This window comes from Pelomonas sp. Root1237, from assembly GCF_001425055.1.
Classification (GTDB): Bacteria; Pseudomonadota; Gammaproteobacteria; order Burkholderiales; family Burkholderiaceae_C; genus Pelomonas.
This window is the reverse complement of sequence record NZ_LMDK01000016.1, coordinates 1,093,256-1,112,534: the sequence shown is the minus strand read 5'-3', so window position 1 is coordinate 1,112,534 and position 19,279 is coordinate 1,093,256. Positions and strand designations below refer to the sequence as shown.

The following is a 19,279-nucleotide window of genomic DNA, read 5'->3' as shown; positions in this document are numbered from 1 at the left end:
GGCCCCGCCCTACCGCATCGAGCGAGAAAGCCCACGCATGGACAGCTCCCTGCGAGACTCCGAACTCCCGGCCGACCTCAGCCCACTGGCCTGGGTGCAGGAGGAGTTACGCCGCTCCCTGGAGTCGGTGCACAAGACCCTGCGCCGCCTCGTGCGCGACAGCGGCGACAACCGCCTCTCCGCCTTTGGCGGTGATGCCCAGCCCAGCGCGCCGCTGCAGCAGGCGGCCGCGCAGTTGCACCAGGTCAGCGGCGTGCTGTCGCTGGTCGGCCTGCCGGCCGGCGCCAGCGTGCTGCGCGCCGCCGAAGTGGCCGTCGCGCGTCTGGCCGAGCGGCCGCTGGAGGTCGAAGCCAGCACCGTCGACACCATCGAACGCGCCGACTTTGCCCTGCTGGCCTATGTCGCCCGCCTGCTGGCTGGCAACAAGACCTCGTCGCTGGCCCTCTACCCGGGCTATCGCGCGCTGCAGCAGCTCAATGGTGCCGATCGCATCCACCCGGCCGACCTCTGGCAGTACGACTGGTCCTGGCGCAGCATTGCGTCCGAAGCCGGTGTGTCGCCGCGTTCGCCCGAGGCCGTGCGCGCGCCTTTTGAAGCCGCATTGCTGCGCCATATGCGCGAGCCCAGCTCGACGCATGCGGCCAATCTTTCCGGCCTGTGCGCTGGTCTGGCAGCCGCCTTGCCGGCTGGTACGACGCGCACGCTGTGGCAACTCGCCGCCGCCGTCTTCGAAGGCCAGGCACTCAAGCTGATTCCCAGCGACGGCTATGCCAAACGCCTGGGCTCCAAGCTGCTGCATGAACTGCGCCTCGTTGGCCACGGCGATCAGATGGACCCGGCACGCGAACGCCTGGCCCAGGATCTGCTGTTCTTCTGCGCCCAGTGCCGCGTCAACCAGGGCGCCGGCCCGCGCCTGACAGCGGTGCATGAAACCTACCGCCTCACTGATGAGCATGCCGGCGACTACGAGGACGCCGGCCTCGGCCGCATCGATCCGGCCTGGGTCGCGCAAGCCAAGCGCCGCGTGATTTCAGCCAAGGAAAGCTGGTCCAGCGCCGCCGAAGGCGACCAGCACCGCCTGGCCGGTCTGGACGAGCAGTTCGCCGGTCTGGCCGATTCGCTGACCCGCCTCTTCCCCAGCGGTGAAGTGCTGGCTCAGACACTGCAGCGCGCCGTCGTCGCGACGCTGCGCTCGCGCAGCACGCCGCCACCCGCGCTGGCCATGGAAATCGCCACCAGCCTGCTCTATGTCGAAGCCGCGCTGGAAGACGCCGCCTTCGACCAGCCCGAGCAGGCCGATCGCGTGCGTCGCCTGGCGCGCCGCGTCGAGGCCGTGGCCCATGGCCAGACGCCCGAGCCGCTGGAAGACTGGATGGAGGACCTGTACCGCCGGGTCTCCGACCGCCAGACCCTGGGCAGCGTCGTGCACGAGCTGCGTGCCAGCCTGTCGGAAGTCGAGAAGCAGTGCGACGAATACTTCCGCGACCCGGCCCGGCGTGAGCTGCTGATTCCCGTGCCCGGCCAGTTGCAGGCGATGCGCGGCGTGCTCAGCGTGCTGGGCCTGGACCAGGCGGCGCAGGCCACCGTTCGTATGCGCGACGAGGTCGACGGCCTGGCCAACACCGAGATCGATTTCGAGCGCGCCAGCGCCCGTGGCGTGTTTGAGCGCCTGGCCAACAACCTCGGCGCCCTGGGTTTCCTGATCGACATGCTCAGCGTCCAGCCTCAGCTGGCCAAGCGCATGTTCCAGTTCGACGACGCCAGCGGCCGCCTGGACGCCGTCATGGGCCGCCGCGAAGGCGCCGTCGAGCTGCCGAGTTTCGAGGCCAGCGGCTTCCACGTCGATCTGGTCGACGAATCGGCCCAGATTGCCGCTCCCGCCGCCTACGACGCCACCCAGCCCTTGCGCATCGACCTGGGGACGCTGGACCTGCCCGACCTCAGCCTGCCCGACGTCGACCTGTCGCAGCCGGCCGCTCCCGCACCCGTTCCCGTGGTTGCTCCCCCGCCGCCCGCGCCCAGCGTCGCGGACGACCCCGAGATGCGCGAGATCTTCCTCGAGGAAGCCGACGAGGTCATCGGCAACGCCCGGGCCGCGCTGGAAGAGCTGCGCCAGGCCCCCGCCGACCACGGCCAGCTCACCATCGTGCGTCGCGCCTTCCACACCCTCAAGGGCAGCGCCCGCATGGTCGGCCTGGACCCCTTCGGTGAAGGTGCCTGGGCCTGCGAACAGCTCTACAACGCCCGCCTCGCCGAAGCCACCCCCCAGGCCGACGCCGCCTTGCTGGGCTTCACCACCGAGGCGCTGGACTACTTTGCCCACTGGCGCAACCAGATTGCTGGCACGGAACCGGGCCACAGCTTGCCCGACCCGGTGCGCCGCAGTGCCGATTCGTTGCGCCTGCATGGCCAGCCCCTGCCTATTGCCGTTTCGGCTGCTCCGGCCGCCGAAGCCATCGAAGCGGTAGAAGCCCAGAGCCTCGACCTGCCGCTGGACGCCGCGACACCGGCCGAAGCCGCCGAGCGCGGCGCCGAGGCCATGGCCGAGCCGGCCGCAGAACCCATCGTCGCCGCACTGCCGGCGGAGATGGAGGAGACCCCGCCGCTGGTGCCCGACTTCGTTCTCGAGCTTGGCGCACCGGCCAACGAGGCCCCCATCGAGGCTGACCTCGACCTCGCCCTGCCCGAGGTCACGCTGGATCTCGACCCGACCGAACTACCCGCCGAGCTGGTCAGCGAGTTCGATGCCCACGCACCGACCGAACCCCTGCCGCTGCCGCCCACGCCTGATGAAGAGCCGACCTTGGCCAACTTCGGCGTCGTGCTGGATCTGGACGAGCCTGAGCCTGTCATTGCCGCCGAACCCCTGGCCGAGCCCCCGGTCCGGCCGGAGGAGTCCACGCTGGCCCTGCACAAGCTGCTCGAGGAGGACGAGGAGCCGGCCGCGCCGGTTCTCACGCTGGTCAGCCCTGCCGAGACGGAGCTGGAGCCTGAACCCGAGTCGGCCGACCCCGACGAAGGCTTCAAGGTCATCGGCTCGCTGCGCATCAGCATCGCGCTGTTCAACATCTTCCTGAACGAGGCCGACGAGCTGTCGCGCAAGCTGTCCATCGGCCTGGCCGAGTGGGCCGTCGAGCTCAGCCACCCGGTGCCGCAGAGCTGCGAAGTGCAGGCTCACGCCCTGGCCGGCAATGCGGCTACGGTGGGCTACGAGGATCTCTCCATCCTGGCCCGGGAACTCGAGCACACCCTGGGTCGCGCCCATCGCGCCGTGCGCTACGAGCAGGCCGACGCCGAACTGTTCGTGCGCGCCGCCGACGACATCCGCCGCCTGCTGCACCAGTTCGCAGCCGGCTTCCTGAAGCCCAACGATCCCGAGGTCGTCGCGCAACTGCATGCCTACGAGCCGCAGGAAGAGTCCTTCACGGCGTCCGCGCCGCTGGACGCGCTGCCCGTGCCGGCCCTGCACGACACCCTCGCCGGCGACCTGGATGACCAGGTCACCGTGGCTGCTGATCTGCCGGAGTCCGTCGTTGATCTCGCCGATCTCGTCGACCTGGCCGAACCCCTCGTCGAGCCCATTGCCGAGCCGGCCGCAGAGACGGTTGCCGAGGCTGTGCCGCAAACCGAGCCTGCCCCGCTGCTAGCGGCCGACGACGAGCCCGAGCCGGGCCTGCCCGACCACATCGAGCCCGACCTCTATCCCATCTTCGAGGAGGAAGGGCGCGACCTGCTGGAACAACTGCACGGTGCGCTGCGCGACTGGTTGGCCCATCCGGGCGAGCTGGGTCGCTCCGACGCCTGCATGCGTGCTCTGCACACCTTCAAGGGTGGCGCCCGCCTGGCCGGCGCCATGCGCCTGGGTGAGCAGGCCCACAACCTCGAATCCGCCATCGAGAACCTGCTGAGGGCCGGCAGCGCCAACCACAGCCAGGTCCAGGCGCTGCAGCATGAGGGTGATGCCCTCGAGCACGCCTTCGAGGAACTCGGTCGCCGGCTCGCATCTGCCGCCGTGCCAGCCGCGCCGGCCATCGTCGCCCCGCCGCCGCCCGCACCCGCTGCCAAGCCGCCGGTCGTTGTCGAGGCGGCTGCGCCGGCGCCTGAACCCGAGCGCCTGCTGGCCGAGATTGCCCAAGCCGATGTGCGGCCGGTCGCATCCACCTTCGTCGAGAAGCCCGCCGAACCAGCGCGCGAGATCGACTGGAGCCGCTTCACCGACACCGCCGAGGTCGCTGCCGGCAGCGACAACCTCGCCATCGGCCAGGCCCTGGTGCGTGTGCGCGGCAGCCTGCTGGAGCGCATGGCCACGCAGGCCGGCGAGGTCAGCATCCGCCGTGCGCGGATGGAGTCCGAGCTGGTCCAGATGAAGGGCGCACTGCTTGACCTGGACGACAACCTGGAGCGCCTGCGCGCCCAGCTGCGCGAGCTGGATCTGCAGGCCGAGGCCCAGATGCACGCCCAGCAAGAGGCGGCGCAGCAGGGCGGCCGCGAGTTCGACCCGCTGGAGTTCGACCGCTACACGCGCTTCCAGGAACTGACCCGCATGCTGACCGAGTCGGTGGGTGACGTGGCCACGCTGCAGCGCACACTGGGCCGCAACGTCCAGACCGGCGAAGACGAGCTGGCCGCACAATCCCGGCTGACGCGCGAGCTGCAGGACGACCTGCTGCGCACCCGCCTCGTCGACTTCGACAGCATCGGCGAGCGCATGCACCGCGTCGTGCGGCAGGCTGCCCGCGATGCCGGCAAGCAGGTCAAGCTGGAGATCACCGGCGGCCAGACCGAACTGGACCGCTCGGTGCTGGAACGTACCGCTGGGGCCTTCGAGCATCTGCTGCGCAACAGCGTCGCTCACGGCATCGAGTCGCCCGAGGTGCGCACGGCTTCGGCCAAGGACCCGGTCGGCACGTTGCGCATCGAGGTCAGCCAGCACGGCAACGAAGTGCTGCTGAATTTCTCCGACAACGGCGCCGGCCTCAACCTCGGACGCATCCGCGAGCGCGGCCTGCAGCTCGGGTTGATCTCGCCCGACGCCGAGCCTGACGACGCGCAGCTCAAGCGCCTGATCTTCGCGCCGGGCTTTTCCACGGCCAGCCAGGTTACCGAGTTGAGCGGCCGCGGCATCGGCATGGACGTCGTGCGTGCCGAGGTCGGCACGCTGGGCGGCACCATCGAAACCACGTCGACCACCGGCCAGGGCACCAGCTTCCTGCTGCGCCTGCCGCTCACCACGGCGCTGACGCAGGTCGTGCTGCTGAAGAGCTCCGACCAGGTCATCGCCGTCCCCGCGGCGCTGATGCAGTCAGTGCAGCGCGTGCCCGTCGATGCAGTCGAGGCGGCCTATGCCACCGGCAAGCTGCAGCATGGCGGTGTCGAGATGCCCTTCTACTGGCTGGGCGGCCTGCTCGGCCACGCGGGCCGTGGCCATGTCCATGGCCGCCACACCCATGTGGTGCTGGTGCGCAGCGCCCAGGGCGCACTGGCCCTGCACGTGGATGAGGTCGTCGGCAACCAGGAAGTCGTCGTCAAGAACCTCGGCGCCCAGCTCAACCGCGTACCGGGCCTGGCGGGCATCAGCCTGCTGGCTTCGGGCGAGGTGGCGCTGATCTACAACGTCGTGGCACTCGCCGACTGGTACGGCCTCGACGCCCAGGCCCGGCTGGCGGCGGCCCATGCAATGTCGCTGGGCGAAACGCCGCAGCAGGCCGCACCGGTCGTCGAGACGGTGACGCAGGCGCCGCTCGTCCTCGTCGTCGATGACTCGCTGACTGTGCGTCGCGTGACCCAGCGCTTCCTGGAGCGCGTCGGCCTGCGCGTCATGCTGGCCAAGGACGGCCTGGATGCGATGGAGAAGCTGTCGGGTGACGAGTTGCCTTCGGTGGTACTGTCCGACATCGAAATGCCCCGTATGGACGGTTTCGACCTGGTGCGCAATATGCGCGCCGACTCGCGGCTGGCTGCCCTGCCCGTCATCATGATCACCTCGCGCATTGCCCAGAAGCACCGCGACTACGCGGCTCAGCTGGGTGTCGACCACTACCTGGGCAAGCCCTACGATGAGGAGTATCTGCTCGGGTTGATCCAGCAGTTCACCCAGCAGGCCGTGGCGGCCTGAGCACCCCCCCCCATGTCCCAGGTTGTCGACCATCTTGCTGAACTGACCGGTTTTCGTGACCGGGATGTCATGGACGTCACCCTGGTCATGGCGCTGCGTGACCTGCTGGAACCCGAGTCCGTCGCGATCTACCGCAGCGTCGGCGAGCCGGGCGACGAACGTTGGCTGACCCGTGCCCATCTGCGCGCGGGTGATGCGGTCGCGTCGGCCGACCCGCTGTGGGCCAAGCCTGGTGCGCTGCCGAAGGCGACCGACCATCCGCTGCGCCTGGAGGCCATGCGCAGCCGCAGCGTCACCCAGGTGGCCCAGGGCGGCCAGTGGCTCTACCTCTTCCCGATTGCGACCGACCGCGACGTCATCGGCGTCATCGAGATACTGTCCACGCGGCGCCTGGGCACGGGCGCGCAGCGCATGGTCAGCAGCGTGCTGCGGATCTATCACAACTTCCAGGGCCTGCTCGACTACTCCGAGCGTGACACGCTGACGGGGTTGCTGAACCGCAAGACCTTCGACGAGAGCTTCCTGAAGGTGTTGTCGGACATCCCGACGCGTGCCGACGTGACGCACGAGGCCGAGGACCGCCGCCACGAGACGGCCATCCAACACTATGTGCTCGGCGTGATCGACATTGATCACTTCAAGACCGTCAATGACCGCTTCGGGCACCTGATCGGCGACGAAGTGCTGTTGTTGCTGTCGCGCCTGATGCGCGGCTCTTTCCGCTTTCACGACATGCTCTATCGCTTCGGCGGCGAGGAGTTCGTCGTGCTGATGCGCTGCGATGAAGAGATCCACGCGGGCGAGGCCTTCGAGCGCCTGCGCCTGAACACCGAACGCTACGCCTTCCCGCAGGTGGGCCGCATCACCGTCAGCATCGGCTTCACCGAGGTGCGCCCTGGCGACGGGCCGGCCGATGCGTTCGAGCGCGCCGACAAGGCGGTCTATCACGCCAAGGGCCATGGTCGCAACCAGGTCCACAACTACGCGGCCCTGGTGGCCAGCGGCGTGATCCAGGAATCGGCACAGCTCAGCGACGTCGAGCTGTTCTGAAGTCGCCGCGCTGAAGCATTCGTCACCCGCGCAAGACCGCAGGTTGACCTTTTCGCTCCCCGTTCATCGCCTGACGACGGCGTAGCGAGCCAGCGTGCGCTCCCGTGCGATGGCGTGGTCGACGATGGGGCGCGGGTAGACGCTGCCCTGCATCTGCAGCGGCGCGCGCGCCCAGGGCTCGTGGATGGTCTTGGCCGGCAGCTCCGCCAGTTCGGGGCAGTAGCGGCGGATGAAGCGGCCCTGCGCGTCGAACTTCTCGCTCTGGCTCACCGGGTTGAAGATGCGGAAATAGGGCTGGGCGTCGCAGCCGCTGCTGCTGGCCCACTGCCAGCCGCCGTTGTTGGCGGCGAGGTCGAAGTCCAGCAGTTGCTGCGCGAAATATGCCTCGCCGCGTTGCCAGGCGATGCCGAGATCCTTGGTCAAGAAGCTGGCCGTCACCATGCGCAGGCGGTTGTGCATATAGCCCGTCTGGTTGAGCTGGCGCATGGCGGCGTCCACCAGCGGGTAGCCGGTGCGGCCCTCGCACCAGGCGGCGAACAGCGCGTCGGCTTCGGCGCCCGTCTCCCAGCGGATGGCGTCGTATTCCGGCCGGAAGGCCGCCGTCATCGCATGCGGGTGGTGGTGCATGACCTGGTGATAGAAATCGCGCCAGATCAGCTCCGACAGCCAGATCTCGGCGCCGTGGTCGCCGCCTTGCATCAACTGGTGGGCGATGCGCGCGAGGCGCCGGATCGACACGGTGCCGAAGCGCAGATGCACGCTGAGATAGCTTGGGCCCTTGACCGCCGGGAAGTCGCGCTTGCTGTCGTACTGGTCGACGCGGTCCAGGAAGTCGTCCAGCAGCGCCTCGGCACCGGGGCTGCCCTGGCCGACATGCCCGGTCAGCCCGGCGGGTTTGAAGCCGATGTCTTCGAGCGTGGGAACGCCCTTGGCGAACTCGGTTCTCGCCAGTGCCCGCGCATGGCGCTCGACCGGATAGCTGCTCAGGTAGAACTCGTCCACCTTGCGCAGCCAGGCGTTCTTGTAGGGTGTGAACACGCTGTACGGCCCACCCGCGGCCGTCATGACCTCGCCGCGCTCGAAGATGACATGGTCCTTGAAGGTGCGCAGCTCGGCATTGAGGGGTTTCAGCAGGTCGGCCACCAGCGCGTCGCGCATCAGCGCCTGCGGTTCGTCGTCGTGGTTGGTGAACACGGCCTGCGCGCCCAGCTCGGCCACCAGGCGCGGGATCTCGTCCGCCGCAAAGCCATGCCGCACGATCAGCGCCCCGCCGAGCTTGCCCAGGTCCTCGTCCAGCACCTGCAGCGCGCCCAGGATGAACTCGACGCGTCGGTCCGCGCGTGGCAGGGCGTCGAGGATGTCGCGGTCCAAGACGAAAGCGCAGAAGACCTGTTTCGCGCTGCGCAGCGCGTGATACAGCGCGGCCTGGTCGTCCGCGCGCAGGTCGCGGCGAAACCAGACAAGAGCGCGGTCAAGGTGAGCAGGCATGGGCGCAGATTAAGGTCTTTGCGCGCCCGCCCAGGCTGGGCGACCTCGGCAAGCACCAGTCTCCCGGGCGATAAAGCGCTGAAGCGCAAAGCGGCCAGAATAAAATGCCGCCATGCCCGCCGACCGGATCGTCCTGACCAACCAATTCCTCATCGCCATGCCCGGCATGGCCGACGAGGCCTTCGCAGGCACCGTGGTCTACCTCTGCGAGCACAACGACAACGGCGCCCTGGGCCTCGTCATCAACAAACCCATCTCTCTGACGCTGGGCAATCTGTTCGAGAAGGTCGAGCTCAGCCCACCGGCCGAACCGCTGGCCGACAGCCCCGTCTTCTATGGCGGCCCGGTGCAGACCGACCGCGGCTTCGTGCTGCACGAGCCGCTGGACGAAGAGGGTGGCCACTACAACGCGACGCTGGCCGTGCCCGGCGGCCTGGAGATGACGACCAGCCGCGACGTGCTTGAAGCGCTATCCAACGGCGCCGGCCCCAGGAAGATCTTTGTCACGCTCGGCTACAGCGGTTGGGCCGCGGGCCAGCTCGAAGAGGAAATCGGCCGCAACGGCTGGCTGACGGTGGACGCGGCGCCCGAGATCATCTTCGACACGCCGGTGGAGCAGCGCTACGAGCGCGCACTGGCCCTGCTGGGCGTGGACCCACGCATGCTCAGCTCGGACGCGGGGCACGCATGATGGCGGCGTTGGCGCCGTCGCATCAGATCTTTCTTGCTTTTGACTTTGGCACCCGACGCATCGGCATCGCCTCGGGCACACGCTTGCTCGGTTCGGCCGAGCCGCGTGCCACGGTCAGGAGTGGCGATTTCGACGCGATTGCCGCCCTCGTCAAGACCTGGCAGCCCGACGCCCTCGTCATCGGCGTGCCGCGCCACCCCGACGGCGCGCCCCACGAGATGACGGCCAAGGCACAGAATTTCGGTCGCCGGCTGGCCGGGCGCCATCACCTGCCGGTCTTCGAAGTGGACGAGCGCTACACCAGCGTCGAAGCCGAGGCTGAAGGCGCGCACGACGTGGACGCCGCAGCGGCCGCCCTCATCCTTGAACAATTTTTCCGGGAACATCCATGAGTGACCTCAAGCTGGACGCTGAAGGCCTTTACCTCGAGCTCAGGCGCGGCGTGCAGCGACTGCTGACCGCCGACACCGCCCTCGTGGGCATCTGGAGCGGCGGCGCCTGGCTGGCCGAGCGCCTGGCCGTCGACCTGGGCCTGGCCGACGCCGGCACCATCTCCAGCGTGCTGCACCGCGACGACTTCGGCTCGCGGGGCCTGGCCAAGGCCGACCACACCTCGCTGCCTTTCGACGTCAACGGCCGCGACATCCTGCTCATCGACGACGTGCTCTACACCGGCCGCACGACGCGGGCCGTGCTCAACGAGTTGTTCGACTTCGGCCGCCCGGCGAGCGTGCAGCTGGCGGTGCTGGTGGACCGCGGCGGGCGGCAGCTGCCGATCGAGCCGGCGTTCTCTGCGGCCCGCGTCACGCTCGCCGCAGACCAGAGCCTGCGCCTTGCGCGCGCCGACGGGGGCCGATTTGCCTTTGAGGTGAAGTGATGCTTTCCAAACGCAACCCCCAGCTCAACAAGCACGGCGAGCTGATCCACCTGCTGTCCACCGAAGGCCTGCCGCGTGCGGTCATGGAACAGATCCTGGACACCGCGGGCAGCTTCCTCTCGGTCAACGACCGTGAGGTCAAGAAGGTGCCGCTGCTGCGCGGCAAGTCGGTGTTCAACCTGTTCTTCGAGAACAGCACCCGCACCCGCACCACCTTCGAGATCGCCGCCAAGCGCCTGTCGGCCGACGTCATCAACCTGGACATCGCGCGCAGCTCCACGGCCAAGGGCGAGACGCTGCTGGACACTGTGGCCAACCTCAGCGCCATGCACGCCGACATGTTCGTCGTGCGCCACAGCGAGAGCGGCGCGCCCCACCTGATTGCCCAGCATTGCGCGCCGCACGTGCACGTTGTCAACGCCGGCGACGGCCGCCACGCCCACCCGACTCAAGGGCTGCTGGACATGTACACGATCCGGCACTTCAAGAAAGACTTCCGCAACCTGACCGTATCCATAGTCGGCGACATCGTTCACTCGCGCGTCGCTCGCAGCGACATCCATGCGCTCAACATCCTGGGCGTGCCGGAGATCCGCGCGGTGGGCCCCAAGACCCTGGTCCCCGGCGACCTGCGCGACATGGGCGTGCGCGTCTGCCACGACATGGCCGAAGGTGTGAAGGACGCCGACGTCATCATCATGCTGCGCCTGCAAAACGAGCGCATGAACGGCGGCATGCTGCCCAGCAGCGGCGAGTTCTTCAAGCACTTTGGCCTGACGCCCGACAAGTTGCGCCTGGCCAAGCCCGACGCCATCGTCATGCACCCGGGGCCGATCAACCGCGGCGTCGAGATCGCGTCCGAAGTGGCCGACGGCAAGAGCAGCGTCATCCTGCCGCAGGTCACCTTCGGCATCGCGGTGCGCATGGCCGTCATGGCCATCCTGGCTGGCAACGAGGCATGAGCATGAAGATCCTGATCCAAGGCGGCCGCCTGATCGACCCGGCGTCCAATCTCGACCGCATTGGCGACGTCGCCATCGCGAACGGCCGCATCGTGCACCTGGGGGATGTGGGCGACTTCGTTGCCGACCGCACCGTGGACGCGAGCGGCCTCATCGTCGCGCCCGGCCTCGTCGACCTGTGCGCCCGACTGCGCGAGCCCGGGCACGAGCATGAAGGCCTGCTCGAAAGCGAACTCGCCGCAGCGGCCGCTGGTGGCGTGACCAGCCTGGTCTGCCCGCCCGACACCGACCCGGTGCTCGACGAGCCCGGTCTCGTCGAGATGCTGAAGTTCCGCGCCCGCAAGCTCAGTCGCTGCCGCCTGTTTCCGCTCGGCGCGCTGACGCGCCAGTTGAACGGCACGGCGCTGACCGAGATGGCCGAGCTGACCGAGGCTGGCTGCATCGGCTTCTCGCAGGCCGAGGTGCCGATCAAGGACACGCTGGTGCTGAGCCGGGCGCTTCAATACGCCGCCACCTATGGCTACACGGTCTGGCTGCGCCCGCAGGACGCGTATCTCGGCGGTGGCGTCGCGGCCAGCGGTTCGGTCGCGACGCGGCTGGGGCTGTCCGGCGTGCCCGTCAGCGCCGAGACAGTGGCGCTGCACACCATTTTTGAATTGGTACGCGCCACGGGCGCCCGGGTGCATGTGTGCCGCCTGTCCAGCGCCGCCGGCGTCGAACTGGTGCGCGCGGCCAAGCGCGAGGGCCTGCCCGTCACGGCGGACGTGTCCATCAATTCGCTGCACCTCAGTGACGTCGACATCGGCTACTTCGATTCGGCCATGCGCCTGACGCCGCCGCTGCGCCAGGGTCGTGATCGCGATGCGCTGCGCGCGGGCCTCGCCGATGGAACTATTGACGCGCTGGTGTCCGACCACATGCCCGTGACGATCGACGAGAAGGCTGTGCCCTTTGCCGAGGCCACGCCGGGCGCGACGGGCCTGGAGCTGCTGCTGAGCCTGGCGCTGCGCTGGGCCCAGGATTCCAAGCTGCCGCTGCAGCGCGCGCTGGCCGTCGTGACGGCCGAACCGGTGCGGGTGCTGGGCAGCGCACTCGGCTCTTTGTCCGCCAGCGCCGGTCGCCTGGTGGAAGGTGGCGTCGCCGATGTCTGCGTGTTCGACGCGGCGGCGAGCTGGTCCGTCACGCCCGACGCCCTGGCCAGCCAGGGCAAGCACACGCCGTTTGCCTTCGCCTCCAGCGGTTTCGAGCTGCCCGCGCGCGTGCGTTGCACCCTTGTCGCCGGCCACGTCGCCTACGAAGGATGACCGCCCCCACGCGCGCTTCGCACGCTGCCCCCCGAGGGGGTGCAGCCTCCCTAGGGGCGGCCCGGCGGGAGGCTGAATGAGATCCCTGATCGCCACCTGGCGCCTCACGCGCCTTGTGCCGCATGTGCTGCACGGCCTGTGGATCGTCAAGCGCCGCTTCGAGCTGCTGACGGCGTCCGAGCGGCATGGGCTGATCCAGTGGTGGTCGCTCAAGACGCTGCGCATCCTCGGCATCGCGCTGAAGTCCCAGGGCCAGGCCTTGCCGACGGGTCATCTCATGGTGGCCAACCACATCTCCTGGCTGGACATCGCCGGCGTCCACGCGGTGCTGCCGCAGGCGCGCTTCGTGTCCAAGGCGGACGTGAGGCACTGGCCGGTGGTCGGCGCCCTCGTCGAAGGCGCCGGCACGCTCTTCATCGAGCGCGCCAGCAAGCGCGATGCGCTGCGTGTCGTGCACCAGACGGCCGCAGCCCTGCAGGCGGGCGACTGTGTCGCCGTCTTCCCGGAAGGCACCACGGGCGCCGGGCCCGAGATGCTGCCCTTCCACGCCAACCTGCTGCAGGCGGCGGTGTCGGTCGATGCCCCGGTGCTGCCCGTCGTGCTGCGGTGGCACGAGCCCGGCGAGCGCTTCAGCTCGTCGGCGCGCTTCATTGGCGACACGACGTTGGTTGAGAGCCTGTGGCGCATTGCTTCGGCCAAGGGGCTGGGCATTGATGTGCAGATCCTGCCCAGCGTGATGACGACCGGCCAGGACCGTCGCGCCCTTGGTGCGATGCTGCGCGGCGTGATCAGCGCGAAGCTGGGCTGAGCCAGGCCAGGCCGGCCGGCGTATTGCCACGGGGCCGGTATTCCAGGCCGACAACGCCTTGCCAGCCACGCGCGTCCAGCAAGGCCAGCTCCGCCGCGAATTCACCGGCCTCGGGCTCATGCCGCCCGGCAACGCCGGCGACCTGCACATGGCCCAGCACGCCGAGGTCCAGCGCGCGCGCCAGATGTGTCAGTGATTCACCTTCAGCGACGCGGCAATGGTAGAGGTCGAGTTGCAGTTGCACGCGGGGCGTGTCCAGCGCCGCCAGCAGCTCCAGCGCCTGGGCCTGGCGATGCAGGAAATAGCCGGGCATGTCGCGGCGGTTGATGGGCTCGACGACCAAGGGCAGGGGCGACTGCTCGGCGGCCCAGCCGAGGTTGGCCAGCCAGGTCGAGCGGTGCTCGGGCGTGTCCTCGGCCAAGCCTGACAGCAGATGCACGCGGGCCGCGCCAAGGCGGTCGGCCAAGTCCAGGCCGCGCAGCGTCGCGTCGCGAAACTCGGCCACGCGGCCGGGCAGGGCGGTGAAGCCGCGCTCGCCGACGGCCCAGTCGCCGGCAGGGGCGTTGATGAGGACGACCTTCAGCCCCGCCAGCGCGGCCGTCAGCGGTGGGCGGTCATGCAGATGCGGCTGCTGCAGCTCGACGGCGGCAAAGCCGTCGGCCCGCGCCACCGCCGGCCGGTCGAGATAGGCGTGCTCGGTGTAGAGCCAATCGAGATTGGCTGCGAAGCGTGGCGGGATCACTGCGACTCCGCTACCAGGGCGGCGTCATGGCTGGCGATCACTTTGGCTGAGGAGGGCAGGGTGATCTCGGGCATGGAGAACGGGCCTGCGCAGGGAGAATCCCGCGTCACTTGTAAAGAATTGCTGATGATAGAAGCCCGACCGTTGATCGTCCGTCTGCGCAACTTCGTTGGCGACACGGTTTTGAGCATTCCGGCGCTGCGGCTGCTGCAAAGCCACGGCTATCGCCTTGAACTGGTCGGCAAGAGCTGGGCACGCGGGTTGTTGGAGACGGAAGGCTGGCGCGTCCATGTGCGGCCCGAGAGGCTCGGCGAGCGCGTGGCGCAGTTGCGCGCGCTGCGGCGGCAGCTGCGTGCGCAAGACCCCGGATTCGACCGACGCTCCAATACGCTGCTCTTTCCCTACGCGTTTTCAGCGGCGCTGGACGCGCGACTGGCCGGCCTGCGCGCCGAGGGCCATGCGGTGGAGGGGCGCACCTGGCTGATGCGCCGTGGTCACCCGCGGCGCCCGGGGCGGCACACGCTGGTCGAATACTGGGAACTGGCCTGCGACTTCCTCGGCATCGACGAGCCGCCTCCGCCGGCCATCGGCCTGCAGGTCAGCGAGGCCCAGCGGGAGCGGGCCGCGGCTCTGCTGGCGGGGCAAGGCATCGCGCCGGGGCGCTACGTGATGATCTGCCCGTTCGCCAACGGGAAAACCGAGTTCCTGGACCGTACCTGGCCGGCTTTCCCGGAATTCGTGCGCCGCCTGAATGCGGCGGGGCGCCGCATCGTGATGGTGCCGGGACCGACCGAGCTGGAGGGTGCCCGCCAGCTCTACCCTGACGTGGTGCGGTTCGAAGGCGTGGGCCTGGGCATCTACGCCGCGTTGCTGCAGATGGCCGGCATCGTCGTCTCCAACGACACCGGGCCGGGCCACATCGCCGCCGGCGTCGGCGCACGGCTGCTCACCCCCTGGGGGCCGGCCGATCCCGCGGTCTGGGCGCCGTGGGGGCCGACGGTCAAGCTGCTTCAGTACTGGCCCGGCTGGGCCAGCGTGGAGGAGGTGCTGGCCGAGGTGGATCAGGCCTTGCCCTGATTGGCCACGGCGGCAGCCGCCTTGGCGGCGGCTTCGGCGTCGCCCAGGTAGTAGCTCTTGATCGGCTTCAGGTTCTCGTCCAGCTCATAGACCAGCGGGATGCCGTTGGGGATGTTGACGCCAACGATGGCGTCGTCGGCGATGTTGTCGAGGTACTTCACCAACGCGCGGATGCTGTTGCCATGGGCGGCGATGAGCATGCGCTGGCCGCCCTTGATGGCGGGCGCGACGGTCTCGTTCCAGAAGGGCAGCACGCGGGCGACCGTGTCCTTCAGGCATTCCGTCAGCGGAATGTCCTCGGCGTCCAGGCCGCGGTAGCGCGGGTCGCTGCGTTCGCTGCGCGGGTCGGTCGCTTCCAGCGCCGGCGGCGGTGTGTCGTAGCTGCGGCGCCAGATCAGCACCTGCTCGTCGCCGTACTGCTTGGCCATGTCGGCCTTGTTCAGGCCCTGCAGGCCGCCGTAATGGCGCTCGTTGAGGCGCCAGGCGTGGCGCACCGGCAGCCAGGTGCGGTCCATCTGGTCCAGGGCGTGCCACAGCGTCCACACGGCGCGCTTGAGCACCGAGGTGTAGGCGATGTCGAAGTCATAGCCCGCTTCCTTCAGCAGCCGGCCGGCCGTCTTGGCCTGCTCGACACCGGTGGGCGTCAGGTCCACGTCGGTCCAGCCGGTAAAGCGGTTTTCCAGGTTCCAGGTCGATTCGCCGTGGCGGATGAGGACGAGCTTGTACATGGGGCAAGGCGCGCTGAGGTGGTGGGAAGCGGCGGATTATCCGACCCAGCGATAATCGCCGGCTTCGTTGAATTACACGGGATGCTTGCTTGAACTTCCTGATCGAGAACTGGTTTCTGCTCGTCGCCGCACTTGTGTCCGGTGGCCTGTTGCTCTGGCCCATGCTGATGTCGGGTGCACAGGGCGGCGGCCTCGCCCCCGCCCAGGCGGTGCAACTGATCAACCGCGAGAAGGGCGTGCTGATCGATGTCAGCGAGCCCGAAGAGTTTGCCAAGGGCCATGCCGTCGGCGCGCGCAACATCCCCTTTGGCCAGATCGAGGGCCACAAGTCCTTGCCGTCCAACAAGGCCCTGCCGCTGGTGTTGGTGTGCCCGACCGGCGCACGCGCCGGCCGCGCCGCGGGCATGCTGCGCAAGCTGGGCTATGACAAGGCCCAGGTGCTGGCCGGCGGCCTCAAGGCCTGGCGGGAGGCGAATTTGCCGGTGGAAAAAAGCGCGTGAGCGGTTTTTCGCCCAACCGACTTTTTCTGCCTTTCATTGGGCAGAAATCTGCGTAGGCAGATTTGCGGCTGAAGGAGATTGAGATGGCTGTCGTCAAGATGTACACCACCCTGGTCTGTCCGTTCTGCGTGCGCGCCAAGATGCTGCTCAAGCAACGCGGCGTCGAGCAGATCGACGAGATCCGCGTCGACCTCAACCCGGCCGAGCGCCAGGACATGATGGCCAGGACGGGCCGCCGCACCGTGCCGCAGATCTTCATCGGCGACACCCATGTCGGGGGGTGCGATGACCTCATCGCCCTCGACCAGAAGGGCGGCTTGCTGCCCTTGCTCCAAGCGGCCTGAAGGGTCGCTTTGGGCGTTCTGGCCTGATTTCAACACCGGGCAAGCCCGATCGGCTTGTCACGAGGCCTCGCCCATAATCCAGCCACCGCCCGCAGCACGCCGCCTGCGGGCTTTTGTTTGACGCTTCGCTAGAAAGAATCCCATGGCCGACGAGATCCAAGCCGCCCCCGAAGGCACCCCCGTGTTCCAGATCCAGCGCATGTACCTGAAGGATCTGTCGCTGGAGCAGCCCAATGCGCCGCACATCCTGCTGGAGCAGCAGCAGCCCCAGGTCGACATCAACCTGACGCTGTCGGCCGAGAACGTCACCGACGGCATCTTCGAGGTCTGCGTGACGGCCACCGTCAACACCAAGGTCGGCGACAAGACGCTGTTCCTGGTCGAAGCCAAGCAGGCCGGCATCTTCGAGATCCGCAATGTGCCGCAGGACCAGCTCGAAGGCATCCTGGGCATCGTCTGCCCGCAGATGGTCTACCCCTATCTGCGCGCCATCGTGTCCGACGTCTGCACCCGCGCCGGCTTCCCGCCGGTGCTGCTGACGGAAGTGAACTTCCAGGCCATGTTCGAGGCCCAGCAGGCCCAGCGCGAAGCCCAGGGCGGCCAGGCCGTCAACTGAGCATCGAGGCTCGCCTCGTGATGACGCCCCGCTCCGTGCGGGGCGTTTTACTTGGGTGACACTTCTGCGCATGACGACGATGAAGATCAGCGTTCTCGGCGCCGGTGCCTGGGGCACGGCCCTGGCCATCCAGGCGGCCAACGCCGGCCATGACGTGAGCCTGTGGGGCCGTGACGCAACTGCCATCGGACAAATGCGGGCCAGCCGCCGCAACGCGGCCTATCTGCCCGACGGCGAACTGCCCGCCGCGCTCGGCCTGACCGGCGACCGCGCCGCAGCCATTGCGCACGCCGCCGACGGGCTGACCATCGTCGCGACGCCGATGTCCGGCCTGCGCGAAACCCTCGCCGTCCTGCCATCCACGCAGCGCGTGCTGTGGCTGTGCAAGGGCTTCGAGGCCGGCACTGGGCGGCTCGGCCATGAGATCGCACGCGAGTTGCAGCCGGCGATGCGCGTGGGCAGTCTGTCTGGCCCCAGCTTTGCGCAGGAGGTGGCCGCCGGGCGGCCCACGGCCCTCGTTGCGGCGAGCGAGGATGTCGACCTCGCCCAGGCCGCCGTCGATGCCTTTCATGGCGACAGGCTGCGCGTCTACACGTCCAACGATCCGGTTGGCGTCGAAGTCGGCGGCGCGGTCAAGAACGTCATGGCCATTGCCGTGGGCGTCTGTGACGGCCTCTCCGGCGCCGCACCTGATGCACCCGGGCTGAACGCCCGCGCCGCCGTCATCACGCGCGGCCTGGCCGAGATGCTGCGCCTGGGCCTGGCCCTGGGCGCCAAGGCCGAGACCTTCATGGGTCTGTCGGGCCTGGGCGACTTGGTGCTGACCGCCACCGGTGACCTGTCGCGCAATCGCCGCGTCGGCCTGATGCTGGCGCAGGGGCTTGCATTGCCGGACATCCTGGCCAGGCTGGGCCATGTGGCCGAAGGCGTCTACAGCGCGCCGACGGTGCTGGCGCGTGCGCGCGAAGCCGGCGTCGAGATGCCGATCACCGAGGCCATGGTGGCTTTGCTGGACGGGCGGCTGCGCGTTGGTGAGGCGGTGGAGCGGCTGATGAGCCGCGATGCGCGGGCGGAGTAGGGCGCGGCATGGTCAGAAGCTGCGCACAGTGCGGAAATGAAATTCCGGAAGACGGGGCAATGTGCCCGCGCTGCGGCGCTGATGGCCTGCCCGAGCAAGTGCCACCTGTTGGCCTGCTCGACTCGATTGCCTCGTCTGTTGATCGGGTTCTCGTGGGTGGCGCGGTGTGGTTGGGCTACATGGCCTTTGCCGTCGCCGCAGTCTTCCTCGGAGGTTCCTTGGCAGGGAAGACCTTGATGGGCTTTGGACTGCTGATAGCCCTTGCAGCCAGTGTCTGGGCAGCCATTCCAGTTCTTCGCTGGGTATCAGGCAGACTGGTGGGCGCTCGTCGTGGGGCAAAGAAGCCAACCTTGGAATAGGGCCGGTCGGGTGCTTGCTCGTCGCCCCTTTGCTGCAACCAGTGCACTGTCAGCTGCCACCCGCGTAGTCGTTCTGCCGCCAGGCTTCGAACACAGCCACCGCCACGCTGTTGCTCAGGTTGAGGCTGCGCTGGCCCTCGCGCATCGGCAGGCGCACGCGCTGCTCGACGGGGAAGCTTTCTCGCAGTGCCGGCGCTAACCCGGCCGTCTCGCTGCCGAAAACGAGGTAGTCACCCGGCTGCCAGGCGACCTCGCCAAAAGGCCGGCTGCCGCGCGTGGTGAAGGCGAACATTCGCGCCGGGCCGGGCGACTCGGCCGCGAGGAAGGCCGCCCAGTCCGCATGGCGTTGCACGCGGGCGTACTCGTGATAGTCCAGCCCCGCGCGCTGCAGCAACTTGTCCTCCATCGAGAAACCCAGCGGCTCGATCAGGTGCAGGCTGCAGCCGGTGTTGGCAGCAAGGCGGATCACGTTGCCGGTGTTGGGCGGAATTTCCGGCTGGACGAGGACGATATGGAACATGGGGCAGGAGTATCCCGCCG

At 68.6% G+C, this 19,279-nt stretch carries 17 protein-coding genes; 13 read left to right on the top strand and 4 right to left on the bottom strand.

Annotated elements, in window-relative coordinates; translation table 11 throughout:
- Positions 1-37 precede the first annotated feature (37 nt).
- Positions 38-6,115, top strand: a complete 6,078-nt coding sequence (locus ASC91_RS17845; RefSeq protein WP_056199464.1) for an Hpt domain-containing protein — start codon at positions 38-40, stop codon at positions 6,113-6,115.
- A gap of 12 nt (positions 6,116-6,127) precedes the next feature.
- Positions 6,128-7,165: a GGDEF domain-containing protein gene (locus ASC91_RS17840; protein WP_056199460.1), complete on the top strand. Its 1,038-nt coding sequence runs from the start codon at positions 6,128-6,130 to the stop codon at positions 7,163-7,165.
- 63 nt (positions 7,166-7,228) lie between these two features.
- Here ASC91_RS17840 and ASC91_RS17835 read toward each other — a convergent pair whose 3' ends face one another.
- Positions 7,229-8,653, bottom strand: coding sequence for a deoxyribodipyrimidine photo-lyase (locus tag ASC91_RS17835; RefSeq protein WP_056199458.1), 1,425 nt, complete (start codon positions 8,651-8,653; stop codon positions 7,229-7,231).
- 112 nt (positions 8,654-8,765) lie between these two features.
- Between ASC91_RS17835 and ASC91_RS17830 the strand changes: the two genes are divergently transcribed.
- The 6 genes from ASC91_RS17830 to ASC91_RS17805 all read left to right on the top strand — a co-directional run bounded on the left by ASC91_RS17830 (position 8,766) and on the right by ASC91_RS17805 (position 13,295).
- Positions 8,766-9,344: a YqgE/AlgH family protein gene (locus tag ASC91_RS17830; RefSeq protein ID WP_056199455.1), complete on the top strand. Its 579-nt coding sequence runs from the start codon at positions 8,766-8,768 to the stop codon at positions 9,342-9,344.
- Positions 9,341-9,736 (top strand): Holliday junction resolvase RuvX, encoded by a 396-nt coding sequence (ruvX, locus tag ASC91_RS17825; RefSeq protein ID WP_056199452.1) that lies wholly within the window; start codon positions 9,341-9,343, stop codon positions 9,734-9,736. Before ASC91_RS17830 ends, ruvX begins: the two co-directional genes overlap by 4 nt.
- Entirely contained in the window at positions 9,733-10,221 is a 489-nt protein-coding gene (gene pyrR / locus ASC91_RS17820) for a bifunctional pyr operon transcriptional regulator/uracil phosphoribosyltransferase PyrR (RefSeq protein ID WP_056199449.1), read from the top strand. Before ruvX ends, pyrR begins: the two co-directional genes overlap by 4 nt.
- Entirely contained in the window at positions 10,221-11,183 is a 963-nt protein-coding gene (locus ASC91_RS17815; protein WP_056199446.1) for an aspartate carbamoyltransferase catalytic subunit, read from the top strand. Before pyrR ends, ASC91_RS17815 begins: the two co-directional genes overlap by 1 nt.
- A gap of 2 nt (positions 11,184-11,185) precedes the next feature.
- Positions 11,186-12,487, top strand: coding sequence for a dihydroorotase (locus ASC91_RS17810; RefSeq protein ID WP_056199444.1), 1,302 nt, complete (start codon positions 11,186-11,188; stop codon positions 12,485-12,487).
- Between the two features lie 76 nt (positions 12,488-12,563).
- Positions 12,564-13,295 carry a 1-acyl-sn-glycerol-3-phosphate acyltransferase gene (locus tag ASC91_RS17805; RefSeq protein WP_056199441.1) on the top strand — a complete coding sequence of 244 codons (732 nt, stop codon included), beginning with the start codon at positions 12,564-12,566 and terminating at the stop codon, positions 13,293-13,295.
- On the opposite strand, the gene ASC91_RS17800 is transcribed toward ASC91_RS17805, so the two are convergent.
- On the bottom strand, positions 13,276-14,037 hold the full coding sequence (locus ASC91_RS17800) for a hydroxypyruvate isomerase family protein (protein WP_056199437.1): 762 nt from the start codon (positions 14,035-14,037) through the stop codon (positions 13,276-13,278). The two genes, ASC91_RS17805 and ASC91_RS17800, sit on opposite strands and share 20 nt — an antisense overlap.
- Positions 14,038-14,097: 60 nt before the next feature.
- Here ASC91_RS17800 and ASC91_RS17795 point away from each other — a divergent pair, with 60 nt between their 5' ends.
- Complete coding sequence (locus tag ASC91_RS17795) at positions 14,098-15,114, top strand: glycosyltransferase family 9 protein (RefSeq protein ID WP_162247813.1); 1,017 nt, start codon at positions 14,098-14,100, stop codon at positions 15,112-15,114.
- Here the strand turns inward: ASC91_RS17795 and gpmA are convergent.
- Positions 15,099-15,842, bottom strand: coding sequence for a 2,3-diphosphoglycerate-dependent phosphoglycerate mutase (gene gpmA / locus ASC91_RS17790; RefSeq protein ID WP_056199432.1), 744 nt, complete (start codon positions 15,840-15,842; stop codon positions 15,099-15,101). The genes ASC91_RS17795 and gpmA overlap by 16 nt on opposite strands.
- An 89-nt stretch (positions 15,843-15,931) precedes the next feature.
- Between gpmA and ASC91_RS17785 the strand changes: the two genes are divergently transcribed.
- From ASC91_RS17785 to ASC91_RS17770, 4 genes are all read left to right on the top strand, one after another.
- The gene (locus ASC91_RS17785) at positions 15,932-16,342 is read left to right on the top strand and encodes a rhodanese-like domain-containing protein (RefSeq protein ID WP_056199428.1); all 411 of its coding nucleotides are present in this window, start codon (positions 15,932-15,934) and stop codon (positions 16,340-16,342) included.
- Between the two features lie 83 nt (positions 16,343-16,425).
- The gene (gene grxC, locus ASC91_RS17780) at positions 16,426-16,686 is read left to right on the top strand and encodes a glutaredoxin 3 (protein ID WP_056199753.1); all 261 of its coding nucleotides are present in this window, start codon (positions 16,426-16,428) and stop codon (positions 16,684-16,686) included.
- Between the two features lie 142 nt (positions 16,687-16,828).
- Entirely contained in the window at positions 16,829-17,302 is a 474-nt protein-coding gene (secB, locus tag ASC91_RS17775; protein ID WP_056199425.1) for a protein-export chaperone SecB, read from the top strand.
- A gap of 79 nt (positions 17,303-17,381) precedes the next feature.
- Entirely contained in the window at positions 17,382-18,380 is a 999-nt protein-coding gene (locus tag ASC91_RS17770; protein ID WP_056199422.1) for an NAD(P)H-dependent glycerol-3-phosphate dehydrogenase, read from the top strand.
- 408 nt (positions 18,381-18,788) lie between these two features.
- On the opposite strand, the gene trmL is transcribed toward ASC91_RS17770, so the two are convergent.
- On the bottom strand, positions 18,789-19,259 hold the full coding sequence (trmL, locus tag ASC91_RS17765; RefSeq protein WP_056199419.1) for a tRNA (uridine(34)/cytosine(34)/5-carboxymethylaminomethyluridine(34)-2'-O)-methyltransferase TrmL: 471 nt from the start codon (positions 19,257-19,259) through the stop codon (positions 18,789-18,791).
- Positions 19,260-19,279 lie beyond the last annotated feature (20 nt).

Coding starts and splice junctions, on each gene's coding strand:
- ruvX (WP_056199452.1), top strand. CDS start 9,341: ATGATGGCGGCGTTGGCGCCGTCGCATCAGATCTTTCTTGCTTTTGAC.
- ASC91_RS17810 (WP_056199444.1), top strand. CDS start 11,186: ATGAAGATCCTGATCCAAGGCGGCCGCCTGATCGACCCGGCGTCCAAT.
- secB (WP_056199425.1), top strand. CDS start 16,829: ATGGCCGACGAGATCCAAGCCGCCCCCGAAGGCACCCCCGTGTTCCAG.
- ASC91_RS17830 (WP_056199455.1), top strand. CDS start 8,766: ATGCCCGCCGACCGGATCGTCCTGACCAACCAATTCCTCATCGCCATG.
- ASC91_RS17840 (WP_056199460.1), top strand. CDS start 6,128: ATGTCCCAGGTTGTCGACCATCTTGCTGAACTGACCGGTTTTCGTGAC.
- ASC91_RS17805 (WP_056199441.1), top strand. CDS start 12,564: ATGAGATCCCTGATCGCCACCTGGCGCCTCACGCGCCTTGTGCCGCAT.
- gpmA (WP_056199432.1), bottom strand. CDS start 15,842: ATGTACAAGCTCGTCCTCATCCGCCACGGCGAATCGACCTGGAACCTG.
- ASC91_RS17835 (WP_056199458.1), bottom strand. CDS start 8,653: ATGCCTGCTCACCTTGACCGCGCTCTTGTCTGGTTTCGCCGCGACCTG.
- grxC (WP_056199753.1), top strand. CDS start 16,426: ATGGCTGTCGTCAAGATGTACACCACCCTGGTCTGTCCGTTCTGCGTG.
- ASC91_RS17815 (WP_056199446.1), top strand. CDS start 10,221: ATGCTTTCCAAACGCAACCCCCAGCTCAACAAGCACGGCGAGCTGATC.
- pyrR (WP_056199449.1), top strand. CDS start 9,733: ATGAGTGACCTCAAGCTGGACGCTGAAGGCCTTTACCTCGAGCTCAGG.
- ASC91_RS17770 (WP_056199422.1), top strand. CDS start 17,382: ATGAAGATCAGCGTTCTCGGCGCCGGTGCCTGGGGCACGGCCCTGGCC.
- ASC91_RS17845 (WP_056199464.1), top strand. CDS start 38: ATGGACAGCTCCCTGCGAGACTCCGAACTCCCGGCCGACCTCAGCCCA.
- trmL (WP_056199419.1), bottom strand. CDS start 19,259: ATGTTCCATATCGTCCTCGTCCAGCCGGAAATTCCGCCCAACACCGGC.